Origin of the sequence: Acinetobacter sp. CE-15 (genome assembly GCF_051059255.1) — a bacterium.
In the GTDB taxonomy this organism is placed as follows: domain Bacteria; phylum Pseudomonadota; class Gammaproteobacteria; order Pseudomonadales; family Moraxellaceae; genus Acinetobacter; species Acinetobacter guillouiae.
Map to the genome: position 1 here is coordinate 4,422,655 of NZ_CP192737.1, position 13,050 is coordinate 4,435,704.

At 39.3% G+C, this 13,050-nt stretch carries 13 protein-coding genes; 6 read left to right on the forward strand and 7 right to left on the reverse strand.

Going from position 1 to position 13,050, the window contains the following annotated elements; translation table 11 throughout:
* Positions 1 to 18: 18 nt before the first annotated feature.
* Positions 19 to 654 carry a TetR/AcrR family transcriptional regulator gene (locus ACQ7EO_RS20395; protein ID WP_034611308.1) on the reverse strand — a complete coding sequence of 212 codons (636 nt, stop codon included), beginning with the start codon at positions 652 to 654 and terminating at the stop codon, positions 19 to 21.
* Positions 655 to 804: 150 nt separating this feature from the next.
* Here ACQ7EO_RS20395 and ACQ7EO_RS20400 point away from each other — a divergent pair, with 150 nt between their 5' ends.
* Complete coding sequence (locus ACQ7EO_RS20400; protein WP_434278581.1) at positions 805 to 1,269, forward strand: hotdog fold domain-containing protein; 465 nt, start codon at positions 805 to 807, stop codon at positions 1,267 to 1,269.
* A gap of 83 nt (positions 1,270 to 1,352) precedes the next feature.
* Here ACQ7EO_RS20400 and ssb read toward each other — a convergent pair whose 3' ends face one another.
* The 3 genes from ssb to ACQ7EO_RS20415 all read right to left on the reverse strand — a co-directional run bounded on the left by ssb (position 1,353) and on the right by ACQ7EO_RS20415 (position 4,599).
* The gene (ssb, locus tag ACQ7EO_RS20405; RefSeq protein ID WP_004718569.1) at positions 1,353 to 1,961 is read right to left on the reverse strand and encodes a single-stranded DNA-binding protein; all 609 of its coding nucleotides are present in this window, start codon (positions 1,959 to 1,961) and stop codon (positions 1,353 to 1,355) included.
* A 51-nt stretch (positions 1,962 to 2,012) separates the two neighbouring features.
* Entirely contained in the window at positions 2,013 to 3,377 is a 1,365-nt protein-coding gene (locus tag ACQ7EO_RS20410; protein ID WP_016539108.1) for an MFS transporter, read from the reverse strand.
* Positions 3,378 to 3,516: 139 nt separating this feature from the next.
* Positions 3,517 to 4,599, reverse strand: a complete 1,083-nt coding sequence (locus tag ACQ7EO_RS20415) for a DUF475 domain-containing protein (protein WP_171066888.1) — start codon at positions 4,597 to 4,599, stop codon at positions 3,517 to 3,519.
* A 234-nt stretch (positions 4,600 to 4,833) separates the two neighbouring features.
* On the opposite strand from ACQ7EO_RS20415, the gene tenA reads away from it, so the two are divergent.
* Positions 4,834 to 5,505 carry a thiaminase II gene (gene tenA, locus ACQ7EO_RS20420; RefSeq protein WP_434278582.1) on the forward strand — a complete coding sequence of 224 codons (672 nt, stop codon included), beginning with the start codon at positions 4,834 to 4,836 and terminating at the stop codon, positions 5,503 to 5,505.
* A gap of 155 nt (positions 5,506 to 5,660) precedes the next feature.
* Here the strand turns inward: tenA and ACQ7EO_RS20425 are convergent, their stop codons facing one another.
* Positions 5,661 to 7,490: a choice-of-anchor I family protein gene (locus tag ACQ7EO_RS20425; RefSeq protein WP_434278583.1), complete on the reverse strand. Its 1,830-nt coding sequence runs from the start codon at positions 7,488 to 7,490 to the stop codon at positions 5,661 to 5,663.
* A gap of 201 nt (positions 7,491 to 7,691) precedes the next feature.
* On the opposite strand from ACQ7EO_RS20425, the gene mdtD reads away from it, so the two are divergent.
* From mdtD to dinB, 3 genes are all read left to right on the forward strand, one after another.
* Complete coding sequence (mdtD, locus tag ACQ7EO_RS20430) at positions 7,692 to 9,083, forward strand: multidrug transporter subunit MdtD (protein ID WP_434278584.1); 1,392 nt, start codon at positions 7,692 to 7,694, stop codon at positions 9,081 to 9,083.
* Positions 9,084 to 9,162: 79 nt separating this feature from the next.
* Positions 9,163 to 9,921, forward strand: coding sequence for a glycoside hydrolase family 25 protein (locus tag ACQ7EO_RS20435; RefSeq protein WP_434278585.1), 759 nt, complete (start codon positions 9,163 to 9,165; stop codon positions 9,919 to 9,921).
* 122 nt (positions 9,922 to 10,043) lie between these two features.
* Positions 10,044 to 11,099, forward strand: a complete 1,056-nt coding sequence (gene dinB, locus ACQ7EO_RS20440) for a DNA polymerase IV (RefSeq protein ID WP_434278586.1) — start codon at positions 10,044 to 10,046, stop codon at positions 11,097 to 11,099.
* Between the two features lie 41 nt (positions 11,100 to 11,140).
* Here the strand turns inward: dinB and ACQ7EO_RS20445 are convergent, their stop codons facing one another.
* Both ACQ7EO_RS20445 and ACQ7EO_RS20450 read right to left on the reverse strand, forming a co-directional pair.
* Positions 11,141 to 11,740, reverse strand: a complete 600-nt coding sequence (locus tag ACQ7EO_RS20445) for an alpha/beta fold hydrolase (RefSeq protein ID WP_434278587.1) — start codon at positions 11,738 to 11,740, stop codon at positions 11,141 to 11,143.
* A 26-nt stretch (positions 11,741 to 11,766) separates the two neighbouring features.
* On the reverse strand, positions 11,767 to 12,408 hold the full coding sequence (locus ACQ7EO_RS20450) for a glutathione S-transferase family protein (protein ID WP_004718584.1): 642 nt from the start codon (positions 12,406 to 12,408) through the stop codon (positions 11,767 to 11,769).
* 135 nt (positions 12,409 to 12,543) lie between these two features.
* Here ACQ7EO_RS20450 and ACQ7EO_RS20455 point away from each other — a divergent pair, with 135 nt between their 5' ends.
* Positions 12,544 to 12,990 carry a surface-adhesin E family protein gene (locus ACQ7EO_RS20455; RefSeq protein ID WP_434278588.1) on the forward strand — a complete coding sequence of 149 codons (447 nt, stop codon included), beginning with the start codon at positions 12,544 to 12,546 and terminating at the stop codon, positions 12,988 to 12,990.
* The last annotated feature ends 60 nt before the right edge of the window (positions 12,991 to 13,050 follow it).

Sequence of the window (13,050 nt, forward strand, 5' to 3'; positions counted from 1 at the left end):
TTTAACAAGCTTGGTTATTCAGCCTTGTTGTTGCTGATATACGCTTTCTAAACTGCACCAAGCCGCATGTGCCAATGCTGCTTGGTAAACTTTTGGCGTGGCTTTCACTTTACCTGACAACCATGCCCGACAATAACTTTCTGTCGATCCAACCATAAATGACAATAATAATTCATGGGGAATGTTCTTGATCACCCCATAATCGGGTTGCTGTTTCATCCAAGCCAATAAGTGCTGATTACGTAAATGATTCTGCTGTTTTAGCTGATCCCGTTGAGTACTTTTAGAAATACTAAAATTGGCAGTATATAAAAATCTGGCGAAATCAGGATAATCCATGACCCAGTCTATATAACTTGCTGTCATCACTTGGATACCCTGCTGTAGACTTTGTGCAGACAATAATGCTTGATCACGGCGTTCTGCTTGGTCTTCTATGGCTAAAATATACAGGGCTGCCACTAAACCTTCTTTATTTTTAAAATGGTGATAAATCGCTCCCACACTGGTTTGCGCACGTTCACGGATCATTTCTATTGTTGTTGTTTCAATCCCATATTCTAAAAAACAGGCTAATGCTTCCGTTAAAATCACACGTTTTAATTCTGCACGACGTCCACTATAACGACGTTCCAACAAACTTTGATTATTCATGTACAGCCTTTGATTTTATTTAAGCATTTTCTATATGACATTTTACGCGATTCAAATCGTCTGTCGAGCCAATAACAGAATTTAATTCTGTATTAGAATATTATTCTGTAAACTAAATAATATTCTGTAAACTAAATAAGGAATACAACAATGAGCCAAACCCTAAAACTGTGGAACAGATTTAAAAATAAGCCTGCTGGCAAATGGACATTTTCAAAATTATTATGCTTAAAAGCGCCTTATTTCAGCAGTATTTCACCTGTTTTTGAACGACTCGAAACGAATTATGCTGAAATTAAAATTAAAAAACACCGTGCTGTACTCAATCATATTGGTACAGTCCATGCAATTGCCATGTGTAATATGGCTGAACTGGCTGGCGGAACCATGACCGATGTAACTGTGCCTTTCTCGCATCGTTGGATTCCCAAAGGGATGATGGTTGAATATTTAAAGAAGGCTGAAACTGATTTAATTGCGATTGCCACGCCTGTTGAAAGCAATTTTCAGTGGAATCAAGGTAGTGATTATTTGGTCAATGTGGAGGTTAAAGACATGCACAATGATCTGGTGTTTAAAGCCGTGATTACCATGTGGGTTTCAGCGAAAAAGTGATTGTCTAAAACCAAATCATGAAGCTCATAAAAAACCCTTTGTTTTCACAAAGGGTTTTGATAAAGCTTGACCGTTTTTATCAATTAAAACGGTAAGTCATCATCCAAATCCGCAGGGGCAGCAGTAGGTGCTGATGGTGCAGCTGCAGGTTTAGGCGATTGAAAACCTTGGTTTACATTGTTTCCGCCATTGCCATAGCCACCTTGTGGATTGGCATTGCCGTAACCACCGCCTTGATTACCTTGATTCGCATAACCACCACCGCCTTGGTTGTTGTTAAAACCACCTTGCTGGTTGTTATTGAAACGTGGTTGGTTATAACCACCATTGTCAGCAGCAGCGCCTTCACCTTGTTGACGGTTGTTATCAAGCATCTGCATTTGTTCGCCACGAATTTCAGTGGTATAGCGCTCTTGACCATTTTGATCCGTCCACTGACGGGTACGTAAAGAACCTTCAATATAAACTTTTGAACCTTTACGTAAATACTGCTGTGCAATCTCACCTAAACGGTTGTGCAATACAATACGATGCCATTCCGTTTGTTCTTTTCTTTCACCGGAATTTTTGTCTGTCCAAGATTCACTTGTCGCAATTGAAAATTGAGTGAGAGAACCCCCATTTGGGAAAGTTTTAGTCTCAGGATCACGACCTAAAGTACCAACTAAAATAACTTTATTTACACCACGCATTAGATGTTATCTTCCTATTCGATTCTATGTTTTACTTTATAAGAGTTATGTTTAAATGGCTACCTCTTTCCCAAACAACTGCGTTAAATGTTGTCGCGCAGCATCATCAATTTGCTGTTTATCAACCTTTATATACGCAACTTGCTGGTCAGACATAACCACAACTTCCTCAATACCACGAATTGACAACAACTGAGAAGTCCAATTATCGGTTTGTTTATCCTCAGGCAATCGTAATACGATTGATGTTAAATATCGTGGTTGAGCTAGCCCAAAACTAATGAGCAACCAAAGTATAGCAATAGCTGATAAGACACTCCAACCCATTGTTGTATTATTGAGCAAAATTAATTGCCCACCAAGTGTCCCACCAAAAAAAGCCCCTAAAAATTGAGCACTTGCATTAACACCCATCGCTGTTGCTTTGGATTGAATCGGTGCTGCTTTAGACAACCATGAAGGGAGTAAAGCTTCCATGACATTAAAGGCAATAAAGAACAATCCAAGGCCTAACAACAAGATATATTTGGATTCATAACCAAAAATCAGAACGACTAATCCCGCGATAATTCCTGCAATTGCCGTTAGAAAAATGCTGCGCATTTTACGGTATTTTTCAGCCAGAATAATGCTCGGAAATGCAAAAAACAGACTGATGACCAACAAAGGCAAGTAAACAATGCCATGTTGCGCCAAAGGGATCCCAGCAAAATTGATCAATTGAGAAGGCACATAAACAAACATTGCGGTAAGCAATAAGTGCAGCGCAAAAACTGAAACATGCAGACGATTCAAATCGCCCATTTTTAAGACTTGTTTGAGCTGATGCAGATAACCTTGTTTAAAGTTTTTATGGTGACGTGTGGTTTTAGGCACCATAAACAACATGAGGATTGCCAATAATCCCATGATTGTTGTTACCCAGAATAGTCCTGAAATCCCCACTAAACTGGTGAGCCAAGGCCCTAAACTAAAAGCCACAACAAAAGACAATCCGATACTCATGCCCATCACAGCCATAGCTTTGGTTCGATTCTCTTCACGGGTGACATCAGCCAGCAAAGCCATAACAACCGCAGATACAGCGCCAGCGCCAGCAATCGCACGGCCAATAATGACCCCATAAATGGTTTCAGACATTGCCGCAACAGCACCACCCAAAGCAAACAGCAGTAAGCCAAAAACAATCAAAGGTTTCCGACTAAAACGATCTGCCCATAAGCTAAAAGGAATTTGCAGAAGTGCTTGGCTGAGGCCATATACACCGACCGCTAAACCGATCAAAGCAGGTGTGGCATACTGATAAGACTGACCAACCACTGCAAACACAGGGATAATCATGAACAACCCCAACATGCGTAAAGCAAAAATACTACTTAATGCAAAGGTCGAGCGGCGTTCTAAAGGATTCATCATATCTACTGGCTTATCAAAACTGGCGAGCTAATTATCAAACACATCATCGCATATTGTGGCAACTTTGTGGAAACATTGAGCATAAAAAAGAGCACTGTTAAAGTGCTCTTGTATTGTAATCTCTTTTCTTAAAAAAGGATTAACTCTGTTGTTCAATTCGCTTGTTATATTGAATCGATGCAATCACTGCCCAAACAATAAAGGCAACACCAATCAAACCTGTTACCACCTCAGGTACATGTAAACCTGTACCACTTGCAATCATGATAAATGCCAAAGCACCAATGGCATAATGCGCACCATGCTCAAGGTAGATATAGGCATCAAGTGTACCTTTATCGACCAAGTAGATTGTCATTGAACGAACAAACATCGCACCAATGGCCAAACCGAGCATAATAATGACAACATCAGAAGTAATCGCAAATGCACCGATCACGCCGTCAAAACTAAACGATGCATCTAAGACTTCTAGGTAAATAAAGCCACCAATACCCGCTTTGATCACACCTGTAGGTGCACCATTGGCATCATGACCCACAGCATTGCCGTCTTCATCCACTTCTGGCTCGCCACCCAGTAAATGACTGAGTACTTGTACACCGATATAAATCACGATGCCCCAGATACCTGCCATTGTGACCACAAGGCGTTTCGCTTCATCTACATTTGCAGCCATAATCAGCAATGCCACTAAAGCAAGGAATACCGACATTGCTGGTACATTGGCCAAGTTGGCTAAACGCTTTTCAATCCATTTAAACCAATGGGTATCTTTGCCTTCATCCAAGAAAAAGTTTAAAAATACCAACAACAAGAATGAACCACCAAAAGCGGCGATTTCAGCATGATGTGCCAATAATTTTTCTGAGTATTGAATTGGATCATTTAATGCCATTTTCACAACATCAAACATGCCCATATCCGCTGTGACTGCAACAATCACAACAGGAAATACCAATCGCATACCAAACACAGCAATCAAAATACCAACAGTTAAAAAGATCATTTTCCAGAAATGATCCCAATTACGCAGTACAGATGCATTTACAACAGCATTGTCAAAAGACAGAGACACTTCCATCACAGCAAGAATTGCCGTAATAGTCAGTGCAGAGAGCATGGCTTGCACACCTGCATTTGGACCATGGGTAAAGCCCCAATATGCAGAGATTGCCAAACACACGATCGTAAAAAATATTGAGAAACCAAAATGTTTCATCATGGGAATTCGACCTACGGAGAATAGTTTTTGAATCAGAAAACTGAAATAAAAATCGCGTTTTTAATGCGCACATTATGACGACTTTTTCACATTTATCCAAAGTTCTTTGTCATATTTTTATGCAAATACAGCCGAATTTTCTGCATTCAAATACCTAAAGTAATTTAGAGTTGTTATAGTCTTGCAAACTGAAATCATTTTATAACTTGAATCATTGCATAGGAAAATGACATGTCTTTTTCTCAAGACGTATGGCAACGTAATCTTGCTTTATATAACAAAACTTTAGCGCTTCCATTTAACCAAGAACTTGCGACAGGCTCATTAAACAAAGAAGCTTTTTGTCATTATGTGATTCAGGATGCGCATTATCTGGTGGCATATGGTCGTGCATTGGCTATCTGTGGCGCAAAAGCATTTGATGCTGACGATATCATCCAATTTACCCAAGGTGCGAAAGAAGCGATTGTGGTTGAACGTAGCCTACACGACGGATTTATGAAAGATTTTGGGATTAGCAAAGCTGACTTTGAGAATACCCCGCTTACCCTTGCCTGCCATCACTACACTGCTTTTTTAACTGCGACAGCTTGGTCTGAAAGCTATCCTGTGGTTTTGGCTTCGTTACTGCCTTGCTTCTGGATTTATGCAGAAGTTGGAAAAGATATTGTGAGTAAATCTATTGCCAATAATCCATATCAAGCATGGATCGATACCTATTCAGGTGAAGAGTTTAACGAAGCAGTTAAAAATGTTTTAGCAACGATTGACCGTATTGCAGAACATTGCGATGCAGATACCCTTGAGAAAATGCATAAGGCTTATACTAAAGGCGCTGAATTAGAGTGGTTGTTCTGGGATAGCGCTTATCATCAAAGACAGTGGTTAGGCTTAGATCAGTAATACAATTTTATTGAAAATTGCCGATGTAGATAATGATGAATAATTAATCTATTTTATATATCACATCTACAGCTATCCCTCATAAAACTGAGGGATAGCTTCAATAAAAAAGAGTGCCAAAGCACTCTTTACTCGCATCAGAATACATCAAAACGCTATTTCAAATTTATCTGATAAATTGCTGTACTGCCACTGACTTCATTGCCCACAATCAACATAGGCTTTGCATTTGGTGAATCTTTGGCAGAGACAAACGTCAGTCCTTCAGGACCTAAATCACTTTTCTCAATCAGAATCTGTTTACCATCCTTGTTTAAGATCGGCTGACCTTTGGCATCTTTATAAACCTGATCCTGTTTAAAGGTACGATTATTAAAATACTGTATAAATACAGGCTTTTGTGGATTGCTAATGTCGTATACCATTATCCCACTTTGGCGCTCTAAGCCGATAAAGGCAAAGGTTTTTTTACCAATCGTACCCAGCGCTAAACCTTCAGGCTCAGGCCCTTTATTGTCACTTCGGTCATCAAAAGCCGCCGCTTCATGATCACTATTAAAATAATTTGGAAATAGCTCAGCAACTTTACGCTCAAACTCACTGCCTGAATCCCAAACTAACTTACCTTGTGCATCCCATATACTGAAAGAACGTGCGCCATAGCTATAAAGTTTACTATAGGTCAATAATCCATTGGCATCCAATTTTGGTGAGCCATCCGTGTTGGTTTGATAACCCATATTCCAAGCAATGTTTAAACGTCCTAATTGTGTATCATCACGGCACATGCCCGGATCAGTCGCTGTTGCACCACAATAGGCAAAAACTGTGGCATCTAGTTTGGCCCCTTTTACACCCGCAACAAGATTGGTCAAATGAGCAGGATAATCGCCTTTATTATTGAAACCTTTGACGTTGAATAAATGCTTCATTCGAATTGCTTCTGCAAAACCTTGGCTTTGATCTCCAGCATAATATGCAGTTGAGTCCTTCAACCATTCACGTGAATCACCTTCATTGGCTGTGACTAAATAACTTGCCCCATTGGCTTGATAATGGGCAATTGAATCAGGTTGATACATCCCCACCAAACCCGGCCAAGCTTGAATATTAATTTTTCCATCTTTATCACTGACATCTAGCGCATTATTAGCAAGTCCATGATCTTTATAACCTAATGGAAAAATATCAGTCACTTTTTTAGCAACGATATCAATTTTGGCAATGGCATTATTTTCTTGTAAGGTCGCCCAAGCGGTTTTCCCATCATTGCTGATGGTAATGTACTCAGGTTCTAGATCCTGAGCCACTGTCGCTTTAGGACCGAAAATGCGTACACCCGCTTTAATCAAATCGGCTTTTTTATCATTAAATGCTTTAAAATCGGCAAGGCTGGCGGTTGGTCGTTGAATATTGCTGATATCAATAATGCTGATTGAACCTTCAGGATCAATACTATAGTCATCGTTGGGTTCAGCCTCATTTGCCACCAAAACAGTTTTACCATCGGGGCTAAATGTCAGCATATCAGGCAAAGCACCAACTTCGACTTTACTGATCAATTTCAAATCTTTGGCATTAAAAAAAGCCACAATACCCTTATCTGTTTTTTGTTTGGCTTGAACAGCAAGTGCCACAATGCCATTTTTAATCGCAACTGAATTTACTTCTGAATCAGCTAAAGCTTCACGGGCCGAAAGCTCACCAATATGCACAGGCGTTTCGGGTTTAGACACATCTAATACATCAACTAAACCCTTTTTGGCATTGACCACAAATACCCGTTTTGTTGTTGCATCATATGCGGGAATCTCTGCTGCACTTTCAGCAAAAATACCCGTTTCATAACGTCCCAATAAGCTTAAATTAATGCTTTCAGGTGTGGTTTCTTCAACCGTTGGCGCTGTTGTTTTATTATCATCATTACACGCCACTAAACCAACAGAAAGCATTGCTAAACACAATGCTGAAACTTTTATGTTCATAAACAGCCCATTTTTTGTTTAATTTGGCTTAATGTATTCATCATGGGTGTAAGTTTCATGACAAGCAGATTACAGTTTTATGGCAATTTCTTGAACATTCAATTGGGTATCGCGCCTGATTCAATATAAAGCAACGATTTCATACAGATTTAGTCAGATGATTGTTTTAAAATATTCACAAAATGGGATTATTTAAGTTCTATGACGACTACGCCATCGCACAGTAAACTCCAACCTAAATTCTATTTATTGGTTTTTTTAGTTTCGATCGGCTTTTTCATGCAAGGCTTAGATACCACGATTATCAATACCGCTTTGCCTGCTATGGCAGAAAGCCTGCAAGAAAATCCATTAAAAATGCATGGCATCGTGATTAGCTATGTCTTGGCAGTTGCTGCATGTATCCCTTTAAGTGGTTGGTTGGCAGATCGCTTTGGGGTACGAAATATCTTTTTTGCAGCGATCGTAATTTTTACCGCGGCCTCATTGGGCTGTGCACTGTCCAATGACTTCAATCTACTTATTGTATTTCGAGTTATTCAAGGTATCGGTGGCGCGTTACTGGTTCCAGTCGGGCGACTCGCCATGTTAAAAATCATCCCTCGTGAGCAGTTTCTTTCTGCAATGAGTTTGATGAGCTTAGCAGGCTTACTCGGTCCATTAATGGGCCCGATCTTAGGCGGTTGGTTGGTCGAATATGCCTCTTGGCACTGGATTTTTTTGATTAATTTACCCATCGGTATTTTAGGCACTTTTGTTACCTTTAAAGCCATGCCCAATGTGGTTGAAGCATCGGTAAAATCCTTTGATTTCAGTGGCTTTATCCTATTGGCAATTGCAATGGTGGGCATGGCTTTAGGGATTGAAAATATTGCCAGCAATGAAATCTCCAGAAGCCTGAGCTTAGGCTTACTTTTCGCTGGGATAATCTCAGCCTTGGTCTATGCCTATCATGCCCATACCCATAAAAATGCATTGTTTCGTAGTCGGCTGTTTAAAAATAAAATCTATACCATCGGTGTACTCGGTAATTTCTTTGCGCGCTTTGGTGGAAATGCTGTTCCCTTTATTTTGCCGCTGATGCTTCAAGTCGCCTTTAAAATGGAACCTTTTATGACTGGGGTAATGATGACCCCGATTGTACTCGGTTCATTATTTTCTAAACCCATCATTCGCCCGATTCTACAACGTACTGGTTATCGCCCATTTCTACTGGTTAATACCTTATTGATCGGTGCATGTATTGCCAGTTTTGCGTTACATACAGCGGATACCCCGACATGGTTAGGTGTGGTGCATTTCTTTATTTTTGGTGTACTCAACTCATTACAGTTTGTGACCATGAATACCCTTACGCTTAAAGATCTCCCGCAACAGGATGCCAGTAGTGGGAATAGCTTTTTATCGATGATTATGATGTTATCAATGAGTATTGGGATTGCTTTGGCAGGTACTCTACTCAATGCATTTACAGGCTATTTTAGTGAAGCGCATATTACACAAGCATTTCACTATACCCTGATTTGCTTAGGTGCGATTAACATCATTACGGCGTTGATATTCTTTCAAATTCCCAAAGATGCGCAAATTTAAGTGTTGCAATTTTTATCCAGCCATCGTTTTTTAGAACCAAAGCACGTTAAACTGATCCATCTGGATATTTAGAAAAACCATGTCAAAATACGCTGCGAAAAAACACAAACAGCAAAAAATCACTCGCAATAGCTCAGTTTTAGCGATCGCACTTTTCTGCTGCGTCATACTCGGCACTTTGTTTTTTGTTCATAATAATGCTGCCTTGGCTGAAGCCTATCCGATTAAAGGTTTCGATGTTTCACATCATCAAGGTGATATTGAATGGAAAAAAATCTCTCCGCAGCACTATCAGTTTGTCTATCTCAAAGCCACTGAAGGTGGCGATTATCAAGATGATAAATTTCAGCAGTATTGGTTAGAAGCACGTGAACGTGGTATGCGCGTGGGGGCTTATCACTTCTTTCGTTTATGTCGTGATGGTGACATTCAAGCACAAAATTTTATCAAAACAGTGCCAAATAAAAGCAATGCCTTGCCCCCTGTGATGGACTTGGAATATGACAGCAGTTGCATAAACATCTATACCAAAGAACAATTAATCAAACACATCAAAAGTATGCATGATCAATTGCAAAAGCATTATGGTAAACAACCGATTTTTTATACCTCTAAAATCTTTTACAACATGGTACTCACAGGTGAGTTTAAAGATACACCGATTTGGATTCGTGAATATAAAGATAAGCCAGATTTAAAAGACCAACGTGCATGGACATTTTGGCAACAGAGCAACCAAGGCAAAATTCAAGGCATCGAGAAAAATGTCGATTTAAATGTATTTTATGGTGATGCAGAACAATGGCAGCAGTTTTTACAGAAAAATAAGTTGAATTAAGCATAATCAAGATCATTCATGACATAAGCTGTCGCAGATTCTTTACAAAATTCAAATTCATCAATAGAAACAAATCAAGATCGGTTAGAATAATCACACAGCGTTTCAACACTGTGTAATTCATGAGAAAAATCATCCATATTGACATGGATGCATTCTATGCATCTGTAGAGCTACTCGACCGTCCTGAACTAAAACACTTACCTGTAGTGATTTCCTCACATCATCCTCGGGCTGTGATTGCTGCTGCATCCTATCCAGCGCGTCAGTTTGGATTACGCTCCGCCATGTCGATGTCACAGGCAAAAAAACTCTGCCCTCAAGTCTATGTGATTGAACCGAATTTTGAAAAATATCGCGATGTTTCTGTAAAAATTCATGAAATCTTTCAGAAATACACTGCGCTTATCGAACCTTTATCTTTAGATGAAGCTTATTTAGATGTCACTGAAAATTTACAAAATATTCCCAGTGCTACTGAAGTGGCGGAACGAATTCGAGCCGATATTTTTCAACAAACAGGGCTTACTGCTTCGGCAGGTGTGGCACCGAATAAATTTCTTGCCAAAATTGCCTCAGACTGGAATAAACCCAATGGCATTTGCATCATTAAACCGACCCAAGTTCAACATTTTATCCATGATTTACCCCTGAAAAAAATTCCCGGTGTCGGTAAAGTCACTCAGGAAAAACTGAAAAGCTTAAACTTAGAGACTTTGGGGGATTTGCAAAAAATTGAAGAAAATATACTAATCCATCATTTTGGCAAATATGGCAGACAGTTGTTTTTATATGCCCAAGGTGTTGATGATCGTCCAGTACAAGCTGAACGACAACGTCAGCAAATTTCCAAAGAAACCACATTTGATGATGATCTCAGCCTTGAACAGTGTTCAATCTATTGGGACAATTTAATTGAACGTGTTTGGCTCAGTTTAGAAAAAAAACACATGCAGGCTCGCGGTGTCACCGTTAAGTTAAAACTCAAGAATTTTCAGGTTTTACAGCACAGTAAAAGTTTTAAAACCGCACTTCAATCGCAACAAGAAATGGTTCAGGTCATTCAAATATTATTAAGCGAAATGCAAATTCCTGAGCATTTTCAATTCCGTTTAATCGGAGTGGGTTTATATCAACTGACAGATCAGCAAGATGAAGCACAATTGTCATTATGGTAAACATAAATGAAAAAGACATGTGCGACTTTAGCTTAAATCTTTTACTTTATATCAGAAATAAAATCGTGAATTAATCTAGCCACTTGATTGGCGTGTGCATTGGCCAAATCATGTTCCCCTTGTTCAATGATATGCAATCTAGAATGCTGGATTTTTTCATGCAAATATTTACCCACGCCCACAGGGCTAATGGGATCTGCATCGCCCCAAAGCAACAGGACTGGGCACGCTATTTTGTATAATAAATCATCTAAATGGGATTGATGATCGACAAACCAATCGGGCACCGCAAATGTTTGCTGGTAATCGCCTCGCCAATCGGCAACCTGAAAGGGGCTTAAATCAATTCCACCAGAGCTTGCAACCAAAACCAAAGCTTTGATCAATTCAGGTTTTTGTAATGCTGCTTGAACTGCAAAAACCCCTCCCATAGATTGAGCAATCACAATACAGGGCTGTTGAATTTGGTCGAGAATATAGCCCTGTAAATCGTCAAAACTATCAATATGCGGATGCTCTGGATGTCCAGCAAAACTTGGATAGGCCATCACTGTTTTTTGATGATCGGCTGAAAGCTGCTGCATAACAGGTTGCCAAAACGCTGTACTTCCCGATGCACCTGGTAAAAAAATTAAATGCATTCACCCATCACCTTGATATACAAAATTTAATCATCACTCTTTAGTTTAGCGCGTTGAAAAGCAGGACGCTGCTGAATTCGTTCAGCATATGCAGCCAGTCGAGGGGTTTTATTTTTGGTTCGTTGCTGCATGGCAATCACGGGAAAACTCATTTGAATGTCGGCAAACGAAAACTCACCTGCGGCATAGTCATGTTGACTAAAATAAGCTTCCAAAAAGGCTGCATGTTCTTTTAAACGAGGATTGCTAAAGCCGCCACGGACGCCTTCTGAAATTTTCTTTGCAATCGGGCGAATTAAAAAAGGAACATGTTTTGGCATATTGGTCATGACCAAGGTCATCAACAAATAAGGCATTAAAGAACCCTCGGCATAATGCATCCAGTAGTTATATTGCATTAAGTCTTTAGGATTCTGAGGCTTAAACTGATTTTTTGTATCATAAGTTGCTTGAAGATAATCCAAAATCACGGCAGATTCTGCAATGGTTAGATCACCATCGGTCAATACAGGTGACTTTCCAAGCGGATGAACTGCTTTTAACTCAGGGGGTGCAGCAAAAGTAGGTAAGCGTTTATAGTGCTTAATCTGATATTCAAGCCCCAGCTCTTCTAAAGCCCAAATAATACGGAGTGAACGAGATTGATCTAGGTGATGTAATGTAATCATTGTATTGCCTCAGTTTTTATCCTTCGACTATAAATTGATCTCAACTTTTCAACAATTCTATTACTGTATTTAAATCATTTTTTTATCAACTTTGTTTATACTCTAGATTCAATATTGATTATTCTGAGAATAAAAATGAAGTCACTTATCCCGTTAATTTTCTTCTTTATTTGTTCAAATCTATATGCATATCAACCCAAGCTTATGTTATTGGGATCTCTTGAGAATAAGGGTGAATCCTTTATTGATGTAAATGCACATCAAAAAATTCGTGATTCGTTTAAGCAAGCTGTCATCTATGAAAAATATGCCAACCCTATTAAAGATGAGCAAGGTGTAACATATCAATCGGTTATTAAACAGCTTATTGTGGATTGTAAAGAGAAAACCATCGCCATTCGGGGTGCTGACTACTTTGCAGGAAAAACATCAAACAGCAAATTAGTGAAAAAATTTGATGACATTACCTTGAGCCATGATGGTGAAACGGGGGCTGCTTTTTATTCCTTTGACGACTTAGAGTTTAAAGCCTTGAATCAAGATAAGTTCTATAACAAAATTTATGCAAACACCTGTAAATAATCAATAAAAGCAACTTTGTATAATCTTAATGACAGAAAAAAAAGATATTTTGTTTTTATA